Origin of the sequence: Acinetobacter corruptisaponis (assembly GCF_030053775.1) — a bacterium.
GTDB lineage: Bacteria > Pseudomonadota > Gammaproteobacteria > Pseudomonadales > Moraxellaceae > Acinetobacter > Acinetobacter corruptisaponis.
In genome coordinates this window covers 3490164-3509773 of record NZ_CP125669.1, presented here as the reverse complement: position 1 = coordinate 3509773, position 19610 = coordinate 3490164, and the positions used below count along the sequence as shown (strand labels likewise).

Here is a 19610-nt window from a genome sequence, read left to right as displayed (position 1 = left end):
TTATGATTTAAAACGACGGAATCCAACTAAACCTAACAGCATGAGTATCGCACTAAAACCAATTCCTCCACCTGAAACATTCACTGTTTTACTTTTAAAGTTATTTGGTGGATCCTGAATAATGGTTGTTGGAATATTAATATAATAATTAGATACATCATTAAAGCGAGTGGTCGTTGTTATCACCCGCAAATTAAATTTATCCGCGCCATGCCAGTCACCATCTGGTGCATAAACTACATTACCCTCTTGATCTATGGTTAACTTACCTTTAGATGGAGTTGCTGTTTGTTGTATATCCAAACACCCTGGTTGCCATGCTTGACCATCAGAACGCTTACCTAGAAACTGTTCACAAGAGGTTGGATCTAATAACTCTCCATCCAATAAGCTATCTGCAATACTAAATTTTGCTGTTTCGCCATATAAAATGCTTTGTCCCGCTATTGGAACTTCACTACGGTTCACAACAAGCTCTATTGCACCTAAATCACACAACTCGTCATAACCACTACGACTATTTCCTTTCTGATCAGTTGTTTCACAGCTTGCAAGACCAATACTGCTCCCATCACTATAAATTCGCCCCTTATTCACAATAAGAGAATCTGACAACTTTTTATAGGACATTAATAGACGTGGTTTAAAGAAACCCAACATTTTATCTTTAGGGGTCGCATATGGGCATAATAAACCATCTGCTGGTGGAGCATCACACACACCCTCATCATTCACACCACCTGCCACTAATTTATTTGTATTAAGTGCAAAATTTGGACGTTCACTTGGTGTATTGTGCCTAAAATCCTCTACAGTGGTTAAAGTACTTTGTACCACTGTTGCATCGTCAGCCATATAGTCAAAATCACTACCAGTATTTCCTGCAATAATACTATTAGATATATATGAACTAGGAGCTTCTGTTGTTTTCGTTTCACCGTCACTGGTTGTCGTATATTTCCATTTTGATGCCTGCAAATATAACCCACCTGACTTATTTTTAATCAATGTAATATTGTTTAAAAACATGCCTTCACGGATATTTGCAATATAATCCCCTATATTGTGAAATATCGTACTATTTCTTAAGCCAGCACTACGATTACTTAATGCACTACCAATAGTATTATCAGTAAAACCCGTTTGAACATATAACACTACACCATTTGTACCTGTTAAGCTTTCATTATCACGAATAACAGTTTGGCTAATTAAATAGAGCGGCATTTCACTATATAGTACAGCACCTTGATCTGCTTTATTATTTTGTAGAATACTATTGCTAATTGTTAGTGTACCTGCTGTTTTTTGTGCGTCAGATAAGATACCAGCATTATAAATTGCCCCGCCCTTATTTGAATGACCACCAATTAAACGGGAATATTGAATAGATAAGGCTTCACGATTTAGAATTAACCCACCATCATTTACTTTGGTAGAAGAGCCTTGTAGGTTTAACTCAATTAAATTTACAGAAATTAAACTATTTTCGATACTGGCATCATCTATAACAAAAATACGGTCTGTTCCCGCCATTTTAATCGTTGCATTGTTTAATCCCTTTTTATCATCGTTAAAGATTTCACTAGCAGCGGTATTAATGGTCATTGCTGCCTTAATATTTAATGCTGAATTCAGCTGGTATATTTGGTCACGCTTTAAAACAATATTTGAGCTAGCTTCCTTATCACCACAACCATGGTAACCATTCTCAAACGCTGTCTGGCTACGTTTATTTAGAAATTCTACAGCTTCTCGTAATGAACAAACGGTATCATCCTTGTCTTCATCAACCAACGTTGTGACTTGAATATCCGCAGAATAAACATGCCCAGTAACCGCAAATAAAGCGCAGGCAAGCGTCCGTTTGAGCATACCGATCTCCTTCTATTTTTCATTTTTCTTGGTATTGCAAAATTTAAATTTGCAACCACATCCTTTGTGCGTACTTTGTCATAGCTCTCACAATTTCTCAAGAAATTTTATATTATTGACGATATTCATCAATCAATGCATAGATTTGCTTGAGTGTCATATTGGAAAGCCTGGTTTTTTCGCCTTTCAGCATTTTTTCAAGTTGGGCTAGCGTTTGTAACAATACTGACGCTTGATGAGGGCCATTATTTAATAAATAGTCAACGATTTGCTGATCAAAATGAATGCCCCGCCTCGTCATAACAGACTGCAGCAAGGCTTGTCGGTCTGCATATGAACTTCCATTTGGAACTTTTACGCTTACCGCCTGCGTTAATCTGGACTGCAAATCAGGTAGTTCAAGTTTTAACTCAATAGGTGCCACACGGGAAGAAAATACCAGTTGCCCCTCATGATTATTGATTAAGTGAAAAACTGCTTTCTGCCAATGAGGAACACCGCTGATTGCATCAATGTCATCTAAAGCAACCAATTCGTAAAACTCTAATGAGGTAATTGCTTCTATAGGCGCATCCAATAATTCCAACAAGGATACTTTTATTGCTTGGCGGCCTAACTCCAGATATGAATCACAAATTGCAGACAGCAAATGGCTCTTGCCTGTTCCAGCTCCACCATAGACATAAAATCGGCTGACCAAGCCTGCATGTAACTGTCGGACTGCATCAACCACATTTCCCCAACCTGGACCTGAAAAATCGCTGATTCGAGCATCCAGTTGTGGTTCTATATCCAGTTGCAGTTGACGCATATCGTTAATATATTCCCCAATTACTTAAAGTCATTTGAATTTGAAGTGCCTGTATCTTGAGAGTTTTTAATTTCAATATCAAGTTCTACATCACCCGCATCAACATTTATGTGCTGAATTTCACCATGGGGAACACTCACCTCAATCGGTAACCCATAAAGACGGCTTTTTTCGTAATTGTCACGCGCATGCTTTAACAACACCACAATCACTGCTGCGACAGGTAATGCAATCAACATCCCAAGGAAACCACCAAGTTGTGCGCCAGCTAATACTGCAAACACCACCGCAACTGGAGATAAGCCAATTTTATCGCCCAACAGGAAAGGTTGCAGAATATATCCTTCAACCATTTGTCCAATCATAAACACAACACCGACCAAGAGAAGCTGTGTCCAGTCCAGTCCAAATTGGAACAATGTGGCAACAACCGCCGCAATAATACCAACCGCAAAACCTAGATAAGGAATGATACTCGCCAAACCAGCGATCATCCCAATAATCAGGCCAACCTCCAGCCCAATCAACTGCAATCCAACAGCATATACAATTCCCAGTAATAACATCACCAGAAACTGCCCTTTCACAAATGCACCCAATACACTGTGACATTCACCCACAATTCTCAAGGTCGAGGCTTCATAAGGCCGAGGAATCAGGCGTCTAAAGCTTTGCAACATTCTTTCCCAGTCAAGAAGGAAATAGAATGAAATAATTGGAATTAAAATCACCACTCCGCCCAGTTGAATAAAATTCAGACCTGACTGTGCCAAACGTAGCAACATGGTTTGAATACTGTCTGCACTATAATTGGTCTGGACATATTCCATGATCGTTTTGGAAATTTGTTCGGTATCCAGTTCCATTGGAATAACATTAAAGGTTTTGGATACCCAAGGCAGAAACGTGGAGTTAACCCAATGAATCCCTGCTGGAATGCTGTCTCGCGCATACATGAGCTGTTTCCAGACCAACGGCACAAGAAACCATAACACCACAGTTAAAGTGATACCAATCCCAACGAATACAATACTAATTGCCAGCCAGCGTGGCAGCCTAAACTTTACAAGGGTATCGACAAGCGGGCTAAACAGGTAGGCAATAAAGAATGCCCCTACAAATGGCAATACCACTGGCTTTAACAGATATAATACCCAGAGTAGTAATGCGAGTCCCGCGAGGATGAAGATACGACGCAATACCTGATCTTGCATAAAATCTAGCCTTTCTTAGTGTAATCGTTATAAATGGAAAAAAATTTTAATAAAGATAGCATTTTCGGGCATAAATAACAGAAGAGTTTCGTATATTCGGGTTATAATCTGCCGCCAATGCGGAGACTTCACTATGAGCAACTCAACTTCTACCCCAAATACTGGTTTAAGCTATAAAGATGCGGGGGTCGACATTGAAGCGGGCGACGCACTGGTCGATCGTATCAAATCTGTCGCTAAGCGTACCACTCGTCCTGAAGTCATGGGCGGTTTAGGTGGTTTTGGTGCCCTATGCAAAATTCCAAAAGGTTATGAAGAACCTGTATTGGTTTCGGGAACGGATGGCGTAGGAACTAAACTACGTTTGGCACTGAATCTCAATCGTCACGATACGATTGGTCAGGATTTGGTGGCAATGTGTGTCAATGACCTGCTGGTTTGTGGTGCTGAACCATTGTTCTTCCTGGACTATTATGCAACGGGTCATTTGAATGTTGATGTGGCTGCAAATGTAGTGACAGGTATTGGTAAAGGTTGTGAGCTTGCTGGCTGTGCATTGGTCGGTGGTGAAACTGCCGAAATGCCAGGCATGTATGAGGGCGAAGATTACGATCTTGCTGGTTTTGCTGTAGGTGTGGTTGAGCAGAGCAAAATTATTGATGGCTCCAAAGTAAAATCTGGTGATGTGTTGATTGGTGTTGCTTCAAGTGGTGCCCATTCAAATGGTTATTCATTACTACGTAAAATTTTAGATGTTAAGAATGTAGACTTAACTCAAGTGATTGATGGCCGCCCTCTTGCAGATGTTGCAATGGAACCAACCCGTATTTATGTAAAACCAGTGTTAGAACTTTGCAAGCAAGTCGATGTTCATGCAATGGCACATATCACAGGTGGCGGTTTACCTGGTAACCTGCCACGTGTACTTCCAAATGGCGCACAAGCTGTGATTGATGAGTCTAGCTGGGAATGGTCTGAATTATTCCAGTTGTTACAGCGTGAAGGTAATGTAGAACGTTTTGAAATGTACCGTACTTTTAACTGTGGCGTAGGCATGGTGATTGCGGTTGACGCAAGCGAAGCTGACAAAGCAATTGATCTACTCAATGCTCAAGGTGAAAAAGCCTGGAAAATTGGTCACATTCAGGAAAATGCTGAATCAGTTGAGGGTGCAGACGAAAAAATTCGTGTGATCTTTGCATAATGAGAATTGCGGTACTTGTTTCTGGTAACGGTAGCAACTTACAGGCCCTGATCGACGCCCAACATGGTAAACAGTTGTCAGGACAAATCGTTGGTGTTCTCTCCAACAAAGCTGATGCCTATGCATTACGACGTGCCGAGGACGCCAATATTGCCACCGCTGTGATTTCCCATAAAGACTTTCCAAATCGGGAAGCTTTTGACGTAGCCATGCATCAGCAACTGTTGGCATGGCAAGTTGATCTTGTGATTCTTGCGGGTTTTATGCGAATTTTAACACCAGAATTTGTCAGTAAATGGCAAGGCAAGATGTTAAATATTCATCCTTCCCTGCTTCCTTTTTATAAAGGGATGAATACACATCAACGTGTGTTAAATACAGGAGATCGTTTGCATGGCTGTACAGTTCATTTCGTCACGGCTGAACTGGATGCAGGACAAAGTATTGCTCAGTCTGTCATTCAGGTAAACTTGCAGGATACAGTAGAAAGTTTGGCACAACGTGTACATGAACTTGAGCATTTTATTTATCCTCAAGTAGCACAATGGTTATGTAATGGTCAGCTCACCTGGGAAAATGGTCAGGCTTATTTCAACCAGAAACTATTAGAAAAACCAATTCAGTTTGCCCAGTTTTAAAAATAAAACGCATCTTCAGATGCGTTTTTTATTTGAGTTAAATAACCAGACTTTTAATTTTTTCGGCAGTTTCCATAGGATGTTCTAGAGGAAACATATGCCCCCCCTGCGCAATTGAAAATGGAATATCTAGTTTTCTTTTTGCCACTTGCGGAAATTTTTCCTTTAAAAATACACTGTCACTTCCAACCACGAGATGTACAGGAACAGGGGGTTTTGGCATTGGCAACCACCACATTGACGGTGTTGTTCTAAACATCGCCACTTCATCATCTTTTGGAATGGTTAAAGTCACACCACCACGCTGTGGATCATTGGTCAAAGCATGATCAATGTAGGCTTGAAAACAGTCTGCATCAAAATGCTGGTAAAAACCTCTCGAACCTAATAACTCAGCCGCTTGCTCACGAGATTCCCAATGATCACGACGACGTACTGACAAACCTGCTGGCGTGATTTTATCGACCAATTTAGGTTTAAAAATTTTGGCAAGATGAAAGACAAACGAGGCTTTGCCAATAATCAATGGTGGATCGAGCATAATCACTTGTGAAAACAATTCTGGACGACGATAGGCTGCCATCAAGGTGAGTACTGAACCGAGGGAATGCCCTAGACCAATGACTTTTCGCCCTTGCGCCTGCTGCACAATGCTATCAATGATTTGGTCAACCAAATGTGCCCAGCCATGTGTAATTGGATAACGCTTATCTGTTCCAATTTCTGCCACATAAATAATGTCATATTGATCTTTGAGCTGATCAAACAGTTTTTGATAGACTTTTGATGGAACACCATTGGCATGGGCAAAATGAATCAAAGGTTTCATAAGCTTGTCTTTTATTTTCACTGATTGGTCAATTATCTCGTTCTACACATGTATTGCAAATAAAAGGGAGAACTGTGCAGTTATTTTTACAATAAAAAGGCTGTGATATACACAGCCTGATTAAGATCAACGCAGCGCCTTAATCAAAGCGCTGCATCAGATATATTATTGTATTTTCGCGTTTTGCTGAGCTTCCAATTGTGCTGTAAGAGAGCTACTAATCCCCTCGCCAATCTTTGCACCCATACGCCCCAAAATAGACTCTAAAGGATTACGTTGAACGGTATAATCCACTTTTTGATCCACCTTTAACTCACGCATCAGGGTGGTAATGCTACCACTACGATCTGCAACACCAAGCGCAATTGCCTGTTCACCCGTCCAGAATAAACCAGAGAAAACCGCTGGATCATTCGATTTTAAACGTTTGCCACGTCCCTCTTTAACCGCATTGATAAAGTGACCATGAACATTATCCAGCAATGCCTGAACGTGCGCACGTTGTTCGGGGTTAATCGGCTTGGTCATACTCAGGATATCTTTGTTATTACCCGATGTTAAGGTACGGTCTTCTACACCCAATTTCTGTGCCAAACCGCTTAAACCATAGTTCGGCATGATCACACCAATCGAACCCACCAAGCTTGATGGATTGACGATGATTTCATCCGCAGCCGAAGCAATATAGTAGGCACCAGAAGCTCCCATATCACCGATGACAGCATAAACCTTTTTATTTGGATGCTGTTTTTTCTGATAGCGGATTTCTTGCCAGATTTCGTCCGACTGCACAGGCGAACCACCAGGCGAGTTAATATTGAGAACAATCGCCTTGCTGCCACTTGCTTCAAATGCCCGTTTTAAAGCCTTGTTGGTATCTTCACTGTTCACTGTAGACTGACCCGCAGAGGAATCAATGGTGCCAACAATATCAACAATTGCCAAATGACTGCTGCCAATACTGGTAGTTGATTTTTCTGTGCTGGTCGAACACCCCTTACTCATTGCAATCAGTACAATCAGTAAATATGCAAAACCCAAACATTTAAAAAAGATACTCCAACGGCGGCTACGGCGTTGTTCTTCGACAGAAGCCAAGACAGCTTTTTCTAAAATCTGCCATTCTTTGCCTGTCACATTATTAGGATTTGTTGATTCATTTTGTGGTTTTGGTGGCCAATCGGACATAAGATTCCAATCCAATGTATTTTAAAAGTGGCTTTATTATATACGTTGATTGGTACAAAACTGTTTAAATAACTTGTTTGAACTTATAATTATTTTTTGCATTATACTGGTTTCCTGTAATTCTCAGAATTTCAATACATGACTCAGCCAAATTCAAACCGTTCAAGTTATCGCCTACTCAAGCTCATTAGTCGCCAGCCGATTCAGTTAGGACGTTTTTTTGCACGTTTGGTTGCAGCTTTACTTACCACATTTCAGCTTTCCAAACTTTCAAAAATCATTCGACTCAACATACAGATTGTGTTTACTGACTTGGCTGAACCAGAGAGAGAACAACTGACCAAACAGGCAATTCGCAATGAATTGACCTCTTATTTTGAGTTTGTCAGTATTTGGGGAGCTTCCAATCAAAAGAATATTCAACAAATTCAAAAGATTCATGGTGAACATTATTTCCATGCAGCATTGACAGAACAAAAAGGTCTGGTTTTAATTATTCCCCACTTTGGAACTTGGGAAGTGATGAATGCATGGCTCTCAAAATATACACAGATGACCATCCTGTATAAACCTGTCAAAAATCCTGATGCTGACCGTTTTGTCCGTGACGCGCGCAGTCGTGAACAGGCTCATCTTGTCCCTACTGATGAAAGCGGTGTACGGCAGATTTTTAAAGCCCTGAAACAAGGGGGAACCACCGCAATTCTGCCCGATCATACCCCTGATCATGGTGGTGAAATGATCAACTATTTTGGTATTCCACTTGCCTCAAGCAGTCTGAGTGCAAAACTCATTCAAAAAACCAAGGCCAAAGCACTCCTACTCTATACCATGAGAAATGAACAAGATGGTTTTGACATGCATATTGAACCGATCAATCCCCAGATTTATGAGGGAAGTGCCGAAGATGGCACGCTGATCATTCACCAGACTCTGGAGCAGCTAATTCAACGCTACCCTGCGCATTACCACTGGAGTTATAAACGTTTTAGCGCCAATCCTGCCCTTAAGAAAATTTATGATATTGATGAGAATGACGCTTTGACTAAGGTTGCAGAGGTTCGTCAACAATACCAATCTCAGGAAAATGCTTAGGCTATTTTCTTTCCAGCCATTTCACCTGTTGACGTTGTTGCCTTAGCTTCACTTTGCCATTTTCAAATACAAAACTGATGGTTCCTGCCTGTACTGTCGTAAGCAAAGGAATATTTAACGCCTGCAAACGGTTTTGTAGCTCCTGACTGGGATGACCATAACGGTTATTAAAACCAGCCGAGGCAATCGCAAGTTTCGGTTTTAATGTTGCCAGAAAATCATAAGCTGAACTGTGTTTACTGCCATGATGACCAAGTACCAAGACATCCACTTTCAAATCAGGATATTGTCGCAACAATTTATATTCAGTTTCCCAGCCTGCATCGCCCATAATGAGGAAGTTTTGATACGGCTGAGCATCTAAAAACTGTAGATACACCACACAGGATTGTTCATTTTGCTGATCTTTTGCATAAACCAATTCTTCAGGGCGTGGGGATAGAATTTCAATTTTTACATTTGCGTAAGACCAGTTTTGACCTTGCTGGCAAAATGAAAAGTTATCCTTGAACTGCATTTTTTCATTGCGTTCATTGGATAGAACATGGGTGATTGCAAAGGCATTTTGAATCGCGGGAAATGCGCCACTATGGTCTTGATCGAGATGCGATAGGATCACGTGATCCAGATATCGAACGCCCTGTTGGCGTAAGAATGGAATCACCATCCGTTCACCTAAACTAAACTTGCTCTCATCATATGACCCACCTGTATCAATCATTAATATCTGCTGAGGATGCTGTAAAAGAACCGATTGTCCTTGCCCCACGTCCAGAATATTTAAAATCGTGGGTTGAGATTTTACCCCCCATACAATAGGTAAAAAGCAAACCAAAGCCCAAACTTTTGGCAACGTCCCTTTGGGCATAAATAAAATGATTAAACCTAGAATCAAACTGACCATCATGAATGGCGTACAACTGACACCATATAAATGAGGAGAAATCTGCTGTAATCCATCCAGAATCCACATTAACAACGATAATAAAATATCATTGAGCTGAAACAACAACTGCCCTAATGCTGGAATAATCAGCCAGACACACGCAGCAATAATATCCAAAGGCACAGCCAGACCACTTAATATCGGAATGGCAATCAGATTACTGATTGGTGCAAGCCATGAAACCTGCTGAAAGAAAATCAACACCAAGGGCAATAAGGAAACGAATATTTTCCACTGGGACTCAATTAAAACTTTAACCGCAAAAATGACTTTTTGCGTTTTTGTTGCCACCTGATCTTTGGGTAGGTCATTGATGGTTTGATAAATCCTGAGCAGAATAAAACATGCGCCATAAGACAACCAAAAAGCTGCCGATAAAATGCTAAATGGATCATAAATTAATAACAAATTTGCGCTATACACCAGCAATGCAAAAGGTTGAATCTCTTGCCGAAATAAAATAAAAAGGCTGGCAATGATGACTGTTAACAAGGTTCTAATTGCTGGAATTTCAAAACCGACAAAAGCGACATATAACAGAACACTTAACCCAAATGGCAGTAGCACTAAAATCTGTCGTGGTTGCCACAAATACAACTTCGGATAATAACGTTGCACCAATCTTTGCAAAATCCAAGTCAACATTAAGGCAAAAATCAATACATGAGGCCCTGAAATCGCCAATAAGTGAGAGATTCCAAGCTGTTGAAACTGTTGTTTTAAAGCACTGGATAATAGGCTTTCATCACCTGTCAGCAAGGCCAAAAGCAGACCTTTGTAATGTAGATTTGAACTCTGTAGCATCTGCCGAAATGCCAAACGTTTTGTTTCAACATTTAACAGCAACTTAGCCCGAAAGCCCTGTTGCTGCTTTAAGTGCTGCTGATAACCCAAGGCATAAATCTCATCAGGGCTTAAAGGCTGAATCTGCTGTACGGAAAATGCCGACATCACATTTTGCTGTAAAAACCATTTTTCCTGATCAAATGCGCCTGCAACCGCATAACTATGTGCTGGCTTAATCTTGCCATAGACTCGGTAATAATGACCAAGCTGTAAGGATTGAGACTGAACAGTTTGATCTCTATCCTGCTTGAGATAAAGCAACCAATTTAAGGGTTGGGCATGTCGATTGAGCACCTCCGCAATTTGTTTGTGTCCATCTTCTGTCAGTTCATCTAGGTTCTTAATATAAACAATGGCTTCAAATGGCTGTGGTTCAAGCTCCCTAAGCTGAAGTCGCTGTTGTAAGGCAGAATCTGCAAAATGATACCCTCCACAAAAGAGTGCCCAACTGGCACTGATCAGGATAAGAAATTTATACAGAGGCTGATTCAGATAGAATCGTTTTGCATATAACCCAAAACCAAATATTGCAATTGCCAAAAGTAGCCAGCTCCACCATGTCCGATCAACAAACGGTAGACTTTTCCCCATGACTGCAATACCAGCAATCCATCCCAATAAAATAAGCTTTAACATCTATTTTTAATAAAGTTTTTGATTTTTCTGAGGGCAAAATTAAAGCCCATTTTCAGGGCTTTAACAAGAAATTATGTAAAATATTTATGATTGTCCAATCCATAAACCATCCTGCATATGCAGGATTGAATCGGCTGACTGTGCCAACTGCTCATCATGGGTCACGATCAGCATCGCCATATTCAGCTCTTTTTTCAAGTCAGTCAGTAACTCAAAAATACTCAAGGCTGTTTTGCGGTCAAGGTTGCCTGTTGGTTCATCCGCAAGCACTACAGCAGGCTTGGTCACCAAGGCACGGGCCAAAGCCACACGCTGGCGTTCACCGCCTGAAAGCTCACCAGGTTTATGATCCATGCGGTGTGACAAGCCCACACGATCAAGCAAGTATTCAGCCTGTTTCTTCACATCCTTAAAGTTACTTTCACGACGCAACATTAATGGCATTGCCACATTTTCCAGAGCTGAAAACTCAGGCAGTAAATGATGGAACTGATAAACGAAACCCAGATATTGATTACGCTTATAGCCACGCTCCGCTTCGCCTAAATTGTCAAAACGTTGCCCTTGTAAAAATACCTGTCCCTGTGAAGGTTGTTCCAAACCACCCAACACATGCAGCAGTGTACTTTTACCTGAACCACTAGAGCCGACAATAGAGACGAACTCACCCGCGTTCACTTGCAGTGACAAGCCTTTGATGACTTCAACCTTAGTTTTGCCATCATCAAAATGTTTATAGATGTCTTTGGCTTCCAAAACAATCTTACTCATAACGCAACGCCTCGGCAGGTTGAACTTTGGCTGCACGCAATGCAGGGTAAATGGTCGCAAGGAAGCTTAACAACAATGAAACTGTGACAATCACCACCACATCCTGCCATCTGAGATAAGATGGTAGGTAATGCACAAAATAGGCATCAAACAGGTTCAAGCCTAAAGCAGTATTGAACCATGAAATAATATCACTGATGGTCAAGGCCAAAGTCACACCTAAAACTGTCCCTGCAATCGTTCCAATAACCCCAATCACTGTCCCCTGCACCATAAAGATTTTGGTAATCATGGAAGGTGAGGCACCCAGGGTACGCAGAATTGCAATGTCAGATTTTTTATCAGTCACGACCATGACTAACGATGAAACGATGTTAAATGCGGCCACCACAATAATCAGCACCAATAATAAACCAACCAAGGTTTTTTCCATCTGGATCGCATTGAACAAATTGCCATGCGTATAGGTCCAGTTGGATGCATAGAAGTTGCTTGGCAACTGGCTCACAATATCATTGGCCACTTTAGGGGCAGCAAAAATATCATCCAGTTTTAAGCGCACGCCCTGCGCACCATCTGGCAGACGCAACAACGTTGAGGCATCATTCAGGGCGATATAGCCGACCATCGAGTCCACCTCTGCCCCCACACTAAAAATACCCACGACCTTAAAACGTTTAAAACGGGGCACCACGCCTGCTGGGGATGGTGTCGCCTCTGGCAGAACCAAAGTCACGTTGTCATTTAGGCCCAAGCCCAGTGCATCAGTCATATCCTTACCAAGGACAATACCGAACTCACCCTTTTTCAATGCATTTAAATCACCAGAGACCATGTGGTTTTGGATGATCGAAACCTTTTTTTCATATTCAGGCTCAATCCCTGTTACCATAATGCCAGCCACTTGTCCCTGGGCAGTCAACATGCCCTGTAACTGGGTAAATGGCGCAACTCCAGTGACATGCGGATGGTGCTCAACCTTTTTTACAAGCTCAGGCCAATCTGTTAGAATTTGAGTAGAAGAAACAGTGGCTTGTGGAACCATTCCCAGAACACGATTTTTTAATTCGCGGTCAAAACCATTCATGACAGATAACACTGTAATGAGGACAGCAACGCCCAGGGTTAAACCAATCATGGAAACCAGGGCGATAAAAGAAATAAAATGATTACTCCGCCGAGCACGAGTGTATCTCAACCCTATATACAGCGAAATTGGCTTAAACATACCATCTAGTCCGAGGTGATTTATTATGGAAAATACACTGCATCATGTTGTTGACGACAACACTGAACGTCGTGTGATGTCTCGTATTGATGCCGTGTTGAGAATCAACTATCAGGTCATTCCTGACGACGTTGCGCTGAATGACCCGTATGACTCTCATTTTGTATTGCCACGCTATTTTCTACTACTTGCTGAATTAGATCAATTTGATCATGCGTTTCGCTACGAATTAGAACAATTAAATGAAAAAGATCAACAAATTGCCCGCATCTTATCCCTTTTTAACCAGAAACTGAACCTGATTACAGGCTCTTTTTATGACAATATCGTGCAGTCACTGTTGCCTGTACCTGAGCAGGTCAATGTTTCTGAACATGGATTAAGCTTTTCCAGCACTCAGGCCATTGCTGGAGAAACCTATATTCATATTACCCTGAGCCATCCTGAAAATTTCTTTCACATCGCGGCGATTGCCCAGGTGGCTTATTGCAACCCTGAAGAACAGGGCAAGTTCCGCATTGGTGCCTATTTCATCACATTAAACCCGCAGGACCGTGCCAAGCTGGCTGCCAGTATTCAACAGGCGCAACAGGATGAGCCGAATTAGTCAGAATGTGAGAGATAACTTATATCTTTAAACGGCGATACAGGCCTAAATCTTTATAGAAATAAAGGAATAGGCCAAACAAAATTACCACAGCACCCACAAATACCTGAGCTGACAATTGCTCATGGTTCAGGTAAGCCCCAATCAATATCGCCAGCATTGGTGTCATCACCGTTGTTAATGACAGTGTGGTCGCCTTTAGGTTCTGCACCAGTTTAAAATAGCAGAACATGGCAATCAGTGAGGCCATAACCACAGTATAAGCAAGTGCCAATAGCGATTTGGCTGAGGGAAAATGAGTGGGTGCATACTGCCAAATCCACGGCAAAAGCAAAGTTGCCAACACGGTTGAGACGAGGATTGAACCTGTTGCCTGAGCCATAGGCTGCACATCCGCATTAATCTTTTTCACCAGAAAAATCGAGAGTGAATACGCAAATACACTGATCAGCATCAGGACAATGCCTATCGGCTGTACATGCTTCTGACTACCGCTGAGACAGATCAAGGCTAATCCAGCAATTGATGTACCCATGCCCACCCACTGCAATCCTGCTAGTTTTTGCTGGAAGCCAAAGCGTCCTATAAGTCCCGCCATAATCGGTGCCAATCCAAACATCAGTGCGATTAAACCTGAGCTTAAATACGCGGTGGCGGCATAGGTAAAGATCTGTGAACCAATCAGACTCAATGAACCTGCGATATAGCTGAGTAATGCAATTTTATGCGTGGGAAACTGAACCCTTAACAGCATTAAAATGGTTGCAGCCAGAGGCAAGGCAATGAAAAAGCGTAACACCAAAGCCCACATGGGATGTAAATCAGCCACACTCCAGACAATTGCCAACGGTGTGGTTGCCCAGATAAACACCAGCAATGCATAGCTAAGCATGAGATTCATACGTGATGGCATAATGGCAGGCTCAAGAAGAAGCTGTTTTCCGTTTTTGCTTTAAAATGGTCTGGTCCAATGAGCTTGAAAACTCACGTTTATCCCGTTCCGAGATTGGCGGTGGACCGCCTGTTTGCACACCTGCGCCACGCAGGGTATCCATGAAATCGCGCAAATGCAGACGTGCCTTGACATTCGCAGTGGTATAAATCTCACCACGAGGATGGATGGCAATACCACCCTTTTCAATTACCTGGGCGGCAAGTGGAATATCTTGCGTAATGACAATGTCATTTTCCTGCATCCGCTCTACAATTTCCTGATCGGCTCGGTCTGCCCCACTCATCACCTGAATTGATTTAATCCGCACCGATGGGGTAATGCCCACATTTTGGTTGGCTACAAAAGTCACTTCCAGTTGGTAACGATCAGAGGCACGTAAAATCACCTCACGCAAAATTTTAGGCAGCGCATCGGCATCCACCCACAATTTAAATGGCAGCACGTTGGATAGGCTCAACAAGGAAAAAATATAGTGTAGCAGATTGCCATGACAGTGGAGTGAACAATACTGCCAATGTTGAGACAGGTATTTTTTACATCTAAAAATGAATTAAATTCCATAGAATTACATATCCAGACTTGAAAAAACGCTGTAACCCTCGATTTAATAGAATAAGTTCAATCTCTTTGTATTATGTTTTTATGAAAAATCAGAACAGTCCAGAAACCATTAAAATTCAAGATCAAAATTTCGGTCATCATGTCGAGCATTGGAACCTATTGACAGAAACACCCGAAACAGATGTGCCACAATGGTTGGGACTGGCGCTGGATGCACCTGTGATGCCCATGGGTCTATGTGAAGATGAACAGGAGATGGACCAGTCATTCTGGCTGATTCAGGGGCCAAGCGGTGAGGCGATCTCGATTAATCAAATTATTGCGGTTGAGGACCAAAAGCCACGCGCGTTAAAAACCGCATTTCCAAGTTTTGAAAGCCCATATAAATACGAAGCAAAAATTGAACGAGTAATTACCTGTGATTCCGCAACCCAGGCAGTATTAAGATTAAGCCTAAATAAAAATACGGTTATTTATGCCTTTGATAGTTTATTTAGTGTAAATCGCTGTCAATATGACAAAAACCAGAGTTATCAGGTTCAATTTAATGCCTGGGCATACGAACTGGAAACCGTTTCTAAAGATGAGAAAATCATTGTTGATGATCCAGCCTCAATTAAGCACCACCGCGCATTAAATGCAATTCTGGCGGAACATAATGGGATTGCCCCCGATAACCTACAGGAACTGATTAATGAGTGGCAGCCAAAAAGCCCAGAAGATCAAGAACCTGTCACTGTCGACTTTTCCAAAATGGTCGCCTATTTATATGGTGAGACATTAGGTCAGGAAGATGAAGCATGGTTTCAGGGAAATATCGTGGGTAAAACTACCATACAGTTTATGCAGGATGAATATACCCTGTATGATGTGACGCTGGTATTGGAAGATGATTTACCCGCAATTTTAATACGTATTGCAACTAAAAATGTTTTGTATAAAAACTTTAACATTGGTGAATATATTCGCGGCAACCTATGGATTCAGGCGAATATTTATGCTAAAACTGCACTAAAGTGACAAAAAATCACATAAATGGCATTTTTAGGCGTTCTAATGAAAATTATACCAGAACAAACGACCACCAGTCTTATTCCATCGAGTGATCAAGGCCTTAAACTTGATGTTGGTGCTTTTTGCTTTTTTTTACTTGGTATGTTTTTAGCAGCACTTATTTTTCATCAAATTGGCTTGTTCTAATTTTGACCATTTCCAACTGATCCCAAACAAAAGCCCTCGATGTTGAGGGCTTTTGTTTGGGATCAGTTATTGCTTAACCATGACGTTTCGCAAAATCATCCATAAAGTTCACAAGTGCCTGAACACCCTCTAAAGGAACTGCGTTGTAGATACTTGCACGCATACCACCTACTGAACGGTGACCTGCCAGGTTAAGTAAATGGTTCTGTTCAGCCTCTTTCAGGAATGTTTTCTCAAGTGCTTCATCAGCTAGGGTAAATGGCACATTCATCATTGAACGGTTTGCAATGGCGATTGGATTGTTATAGAAATCGCTAGAATCAATATAACCATAAAGGAGTTTTGCCTTGTCCTGGTTGATTTTGTAGATTGCATCCACACCACCCTGCTCAAGCAACCACTCAAACACCAAACCAGACAAATACCATGCATAGGTCGCTGGCGTATTGACCATTGAACCATTCTTGGCTTGGTCACCATATTTTAGGATGCTTGGAATTTCAGGTTTTGCCTGATCCAGCAAATCATCACGAATAATAACAATGGTTAAGCCAGCAGGACCAATATTCTTTTGCGCACCCGCGTAGATGAGGCCAAATTTGCTCACATCCAATGGCGCAGACAAAATACTTGAAGAAAAGTCACACACCAACGGCGCATTTACCTCTGGAACAGCCGCGAACTGTAAACCACCAATGGTCTCATTATCTGCATAATGCACATAAGCCGCATTATCAGAAAGGTTCCAGGTGCTTTGTTCAGTGATCGCATGTTTGCCATCGATTAAAGTGCCCGCCTCAACGATATTAATATCGCCATAACGTTTCGCTTCTTTTAGTGCCTTTTCAGACCAGATTCCTGTATGGATATAATCTGCCTTGTTATTTTTTCCAAGCAGATTTAAAGGAATCGCTGAGAATTGTAAGGATGCACCACCTTGCAGGAACAATACTTTATAGTTCTCAGGGATATTCATCAGCGTGCGTAGATCAGCTTCCGCCTTTTCTGCCACAGCAACATAGTCATTGCTACGATGACTCATTTCCATGATCGACAAGCCTTTACCCTGCCAATCCAACATTTCCTGTTGAGCTTTTTCTAAAACGGCAGTAGGTAGTGCAGCAGGACCAGCGCAGAAATTATAAGCACGCATGAGTTTTCCCTTGTCAAAGTGAAACAAATTGAAATGGGCATTTAATCACAGATTGCTAAAGCTTGCAGCAGCTTATCGCGTAAATATTTCGATTTAAATGAAAATAATCGGTAATTTTTCAATCGTGTTTTTGTAGCTGATTTAAAGCAACGGCTCATTCATCAGTTTGATGTTTTTATCATCAAAAAACTGGATAAATCCACATTCGCACTAGACTAAAAACTCTATTTTTTACAAATTCACTACACCATTCTTGTCCATATAACTATTTAATTAAAAACATAATATTTGAATTTTATAAAAATAATTTAGACTAACGCAGGATATTATTAAATTGCGACATCAGATCATGTTGAAACGGCATCATCGACCGAATTTTAAGGTCAAACGGTTTCCAGGGCAGTTGAGTTTGAGTATCAGCTTGATCAGTTGTGCCCTGTTCTCCATGCCTGTATTTGCCCAAACCCTGAGCTATGGTGAAGCTGAACAATATGTTGTGGAGCATGCCTATGCCACACAAGCGCAACAGGCACTACAGCAGGCTTCCCAACTTGAAATGCAGGCGGTAAAGAATCTCGGCCTACCCCGTATTGATTTAAATGCCCGTGCCTATTCATTTCACAGTGAAACCAGTGTTCCTCTGGAATCCAGTAAACGTAGACTGGAAAACTCATTGACCCGTGGTTTTGATGACAAATTATCGCAATGGCAAAATGTACTTCCGCCAGAAGTGATTGACCAAGTTAGTCAGGGCTTTGATCAGGTGGTCAGTGACGGTCTGAATAAGGTTCCAAACGACTTGGATGTCACCATTCAGGACCACGATGTCCGCACCTCGGTTTCCATGGTGATGCCTTTGTATATGGGCGGGAAAATCAACAGCGCCAAGCAAATCGCCAATATTCAGGCACAGCGTTCCAACATCAGCGAAAAACAGCAACAGGACACACAGCGCTTTGAAATGATTCAGGCTTATTTTAATGTGCAGTTGCAGCAACAATTGGTCAATTCTGCCCTTTTTAATTTAAATGCAATGCAGGAACACTACGGCAATGCAGTCAAGCTTGAGCAGCAGGGTTTTATTAACAAAGGCCAGCGAATGCAGTTTGAAGTTGCCCGCAACAATGCTGAACGCAGCTACCAAAATGCACAGGCAAACTTAGGGGCAAGCCAGTTTAGTCTGCAAAACCTGTTGCAAACCAAGCAAAGTATTCAGCTCTCCACCCCGCTTTTTGTGAATTTAACCCAAAATCATTCCCTGGATACACTACTTGCAAACTATGATCAAAATTCAAGCCTGATCAAGAAATTGCAGATGGATACCCAGCTTGCCAACGAGAATGTCAAGCTGCAGCAATCGGCCAAGAAACCCAGTGTTTTTGCTTTTGGGGAATATGGATTGGACAGTAAAGAGAACTGGATTGTGGGTGTGATGGCAAAATATAACCTATTCTCTGGAATTGATAACAACAAGAATATTCGTGCGGCCGAGTTAAAAAAATATGCCGCAGAGTTGATGACTGAGCGCACTAAGCAGGAAGTTGAAAATGTGCTGTATAAATCTTTCAGTGAGTTAAATTCTGCTCAAACCAGCCATCAACTTCTCACCCAAAATATCAAGGCAGCTCAGGAAAACCTGCGTATCCAGCAACTGTCCTTTAAAGAAGGCATGGGGACGGCCACTCAGGTCATTGATGCCCAGAATGCCCTAAACGGTTTAAAAACTGAAATGGCGATCAATGCCTATAAATACATCCTATCACTGGCAACCTTACTGCAAAGCTACGGTTCGATTGATGAATTTAAGCTGTATGTCAATCAACCACGTACTGACTATATCCGTTAATTGGAGA

General features: G+C 41.7%; 18 protein-coding genes. 7 read left to right on the top strand and 11 right to left on the bottom strand.

Features of this window, described 5'->3' with window-relative positions; translation table 11 throughout:
• The 3 genes from rbtA to cxpE all read right to left on the bottom strand — a co-directional run bounded on the left by rbtA (window position 1) and on the right by cxpE (window position 3900).
• Window positions 1-1875, bottom strand: coding sequence for a rhombotarget A (rbtA, locus tag QLH32_RS16605; protein ID WP_283267145.1), 1875 nt, complete (start codon window positions 1873-1875; stop codon window positions 1-3).
• A 112-nt stretch (window positions 1876-1987) separates the two neighbouring features.
• Entirely contained in the window at window positions 1988-2686 is a 699-nt protein-coding gene (hda, locus tag QLH32_RS16600) for a DnaA regulatory inactivator Hda (protein WP_283267143.1), read from the bottom strand.
• Between the two features lie 20 nt (window positions 2687-2706).
• Window positions 2707-3900: a chloramphenicol efflux transporter CxpE gene (gene cxpE, locus QLH32_RS16595; RefSeq protein WP_283267142.1), complete on the bottom strand. Its 1194-nt coding sequence runs from the start codon at window positions 3898-3900 to the stop codon at window positions 2707-2709.
• A 133-nt stretch (window positions 3901-4033) separates the two neighbouring features.
• Between cxpE and purM the strand changes: the two genes are divergently transcribed.
• Both purM and purN read left to right on the top strand, forming a co-directional pair.
• Entirely contained in the window at window positions 4034-5104 is a 1071-nt protein-coding gene (gene purM / locus QLH32_RS16590) for a phosphoribosylformylglycinamidine cyclo-ligase (protein ID WP_283267140.1), read from the top strand.
• The gene (purN, locus tag QLH32_RS16585) at window positions 5101-5742 is read left to right on the top strand and encodes a phosphoribosylglycinamide formyltransferase (RefSeq protein WP_283269368.1); all 642 of its coding nucleotides are present in this window, start codon (window positions 5101-5103) and stop codon (window positions 5740-5742) included. The genes purM and purN overlap by 4 nt, the downstream gene beginning before the upstream one ends.
• 37 nt (window positions 5743-5779) lie before the next feature.
• On the opposite strand, the gene QLH32_RS16580 is transcribed toward purN, so the two are convergent.
• A complete protein-coding gene (locus QLH32_RS16580) occupies window positions 5780-6571 on the bottom strand; it encodes an alpha/beta fold hydrolase (protein ID WP_283267138.1) in 792 nt (263 codons plus the stop codon).
• A 165-nt stretch (window positions 6572-6736) separates the two neighbouring features.
• On the bottom strand, window positions 6737-7759 hold the full coding sequence (gene sppA, locus QLH32_RS16575) for a signal peptide peptidase SppA (protein WP_283267136.1): 1023 nt from the start codon (window positions 7757-7759) through the stop codon (window positions 6737-6739).
• 138 nt (window positions 7760-7897) lie between these two features.
• Between sppA and QLH32_RS16570 the strand changes: the two genes are divergently transcribed.
• A complete protein-coding gene (locus QLH32_RS16570) occupies window positions 7898-8854 on the top strand; it encodes a lysophospholipid acyltransferase family protein (protein WP_283267135.1) in 957 nt (318 codons plus the stop codon).
• Window position 8855: 1 nt separating this feature from the next.
• On the opposite strand, the gene QLH32_RS16565 is transcribed toward QLH32_RS16570, so the two are convergent.
• From QLH32_RS16565 to QLH32_RS16555, 3 genes are all read right to left on the bottom strand, one after another.
• Window positions 8856-11282: a DNA internalization-related competence protein ComEC/Rec2 gene (locus tag QLH32_RS16565; protein ID WP_283267134.1), complete on the bottom strand. Its 2427-nt coding sequence runs from the start codon at window positions 11280-11282 to the stop codon at window positions 8856-8858.
• An 84-nt stretch (window positions 11283-11366) separates the two neighbouring features.
• Complete coding sequence (lolD, locus tag QLH32_RS16560; protein ID WP_283267133.1) at window positions 11367-12053, bottom strand: lipoprotein-releasing ABC transporter ATP-binding protein LolD; 687 nt, start codon at window positions 12051-12053, stop codon at window positions 11367-11369.
• Window positions 12046-13281: a lipoprotein-releasing ABC transporter permease subunit gene (locus QLH32_RS16555; RefSeq protein ID WP_283267131.1), complete on the bottom strand. Its 1236-nt coding sequence runs from the start codon at window positions 13279-13281 to the stop codon at window positions 12046-12048. Before QLH32_RS16555 ends, lolD begins: the two co-directional genes overlap by 8 nt.
• Before the next feature lie 25 nt (window positions 13282-13306).
• Between QLH32_RS16555 and QLH32_RS16550 the strand changes: the two genes are divergently transcribed.
• Window positions 13307-13888, top strand: coding sequence for a PilZ domain-containing protein (locus QLH32_RS16550; protein WP_267980543.1), 582 nt, complete (start codon window positions 13307-13309; stop codon window positions 13886-13888).
• A 19-nt stretch (window positions 13889-13907) separates the two neighbouring features.
• On the opposite strand, the gene QLH32_RS16545 is transcribed toward QLH32_RS16550, so the two are convergent.
• Both QLH32_RS16545 and QLH32_RS16540 read right to left on the bottom strand, forming a co-directional pair.
• On the bottom strand, window positions 13908-14801 hold the full coding sequence (locus tag QLH32_RS16545) for a DMT family transporter (RefSeq protein WP_283267129.1): 894 nt from the start codon (window positions 14799-14801) through the stop codon (window positions 13908-13910).
• A 10-nt stretch (window positions 14802-14811) separates the two neighbouring features.
• Window positions 14812-15285: a YaiI/YqxD family protein gene (locus QLH32_RS16540; protein WP_004676796.1), complete on the bottom strand. Its 474-nt coding sequence runs from the start codon at window positions 15283-15285 to the stop codon at window positions 14812-14814.
• A 200-nt stretch (window positions 15286-15485) separates the two neighbouring features.
• On the opposite strand from QLH32_RS16540, the gene QLH32_RS16535 reads away from it, so the two are divergent.
• Together QLH32_RS16535 and QLH32_RS16530 are read left to right on the top strand one after the other, a co-directional pair.
• Window positions 15486-16424, top strand: coding sequence for a hypothetical protein (locus tag QLH32_RS16535; RefSeq protein WP_283267127.1), 939 nt, complete (start codon window positions 15486-15488; stop codon window positions 16422-16424).
• A 36-nt stretch (window positions 16425-16460) separates the two neighbouring features.
• Window positions 16461-16604 carry a hypothetical protein gene (locus QLH32_RS16530; RefSeq protein WP_004761646.1) on the top strand — a complete coding sequence of 48 codons (144 nt, stop codon included), beginning with the start codon at window positions 16461-16463 and terminating at the stop codon, window positions 16602-16604.
• Window positions 16605-16677: 73 nt separating this feature from the next.
• Here QLH32_RS16530 and serC read toward each other — a convergent pair whose 3' ends face one another.
• Window positions 16678-17757, bottom strand: coding sequence for a 3-phosphoserine/phosphohydroxythreonine transaminase (gene serC, locus QLH32_RS16525; RefSeq protein WP_283267125.1), 1080 nt, complete (start codon window positions 17755-17757; stop codon window positions 16678-16680).
• A 349-nt stretch (window positions 17758-18106) separates the two neighbouring features.
• Between serC and QLH32_RS16520 the strand changes: the two genes are divergently transcribed.
• Complete coding sequence (locus QLH32_RS16520) at window positions 18107-19603, top strand: TolC family protein (protein WP_283267123.1); 1497 nt, start codon at window positions 18107-18109, stop codon at window positions 19601-19603.
• Window positions 19604-19610: the final 7 nt, after the last annotated feature.

What these genes read in the sequence shown, in the direction of transcription:
- QLH32_RS16570 (WP_283267135.1), top strand. Translation starts at nt 7,898, where the DNA reads ATGACTCAGCCAAATTCAAACCGTTCAAGTTATCGCCTACTCAAGCTC.
- QLH32_RS16580 (WP_283267138.1), bottom strand. Translation starts at nt 6,571, where the DNA reads ATGAAACCTTTGATTCATTTTGCCCATGCCAATGGTGTTCCATCAAAA.
- cxpE (WP_283267142.1), bottom strand. Translation starts at nt 3,900, where the DNA reads ATGCAAGATCAGGTATTGCGTCGTATCTTCATCCTCGCGGGACTCGCA.
- rbtA (WP_283267145.1), bottom strand. Translation starts at nt 1,875, where the DNA reads ATGCTCAAACGGACGCTTGCCTGCGCTTTATTTGCGGTTACTGGGCAT.
- QLH32_RS16520 (WP_283267123.1), top strand. Translation starts at nt 18,107, where the DNA reads ATGTTGAAACGGCATCATCGACCGAATTTTAAGGTCAAACGGTTTCCA.
- QLH32_RS16555 (WP_283267131.1), bottom strand. Translation starts at nt 13,281, where the DNA reads ATGTTTAAGCCAATTTCGCTGTATATAGGGTTGAGATACACTCGTGCT.
- lolD (WP_283267133.1), bottom strand. Translation starts at nt 12,053, where the DNA reads ATGAGTAAGATTGTTTTGGAAGCCAAAGACATCTATAAACATTTTGAT.
- serC (WP_283267125.1), bottom strand. Translation starts at nt 17,757, where the DNA reads ATGCGTGCTTATAATTTCTGCGCTGGTCCTGCTGCACTACCTACTGCC.
- QLH32_RS16565 (WP_283267134.1), bottom strand. Translation starts at nt 11,282, where the DNA reads ATGTTAAAGCTTATTTTATTGGGATGGATTGCTGGTATTGCAGTCATG.
- QLH32_RS16545 (WP_283267129.1), bottom strand. Translation starts at nt 14,801, where the DNA reads ATGCCATCACGTATGAATCTCATGCTTAGCTATGCATTGCTGGTGTTT.
- QLH32_RS16550 (WP_267980543.1), top strand. Translation starts at nt 13,307, where the DNA reads ATGGAAAATACACTGCATCATGTTGTTGACGACAACACTGAACGTCGT.
- sppA (WP_283267136.1), bottom strand. Translation starts at nt 7,759, where the DNA reads ATGTCCGATTGGCCACCAAAACCACAAAATGAATCAACAAATCCTAAT.
- QLH32_RS16530 (WP_004761646.1), top strand. Translation starts at nt 16,461, where the DNA reads ATGAAAATTATACCAGAACAAACGACCACCAGTCTTATTCCATCGAGT.
- QLH32_RS16535 (WP_283267127.1), top strand. Translation starts at nt 15,486, where the DNA reads ATGAAAAATCAGAACAGTCCAGAAACCATTAAAATTCAAGATCAAAAT.
- purM (WP_283267140.1), top strand. Translation starts at nt 4,034, where the DNA reads ATGAGCAACTCAACTTCTACCCCAAATACTGGTTTAAGCTATAAAGAT.
- hda (WP_283267143.1), bottom strand. Translation starts at nt 2,686, where the DNA reads ATGCGTCAACTGCAACTGGATATAGAACCACAACTGGATGCTCGAATC.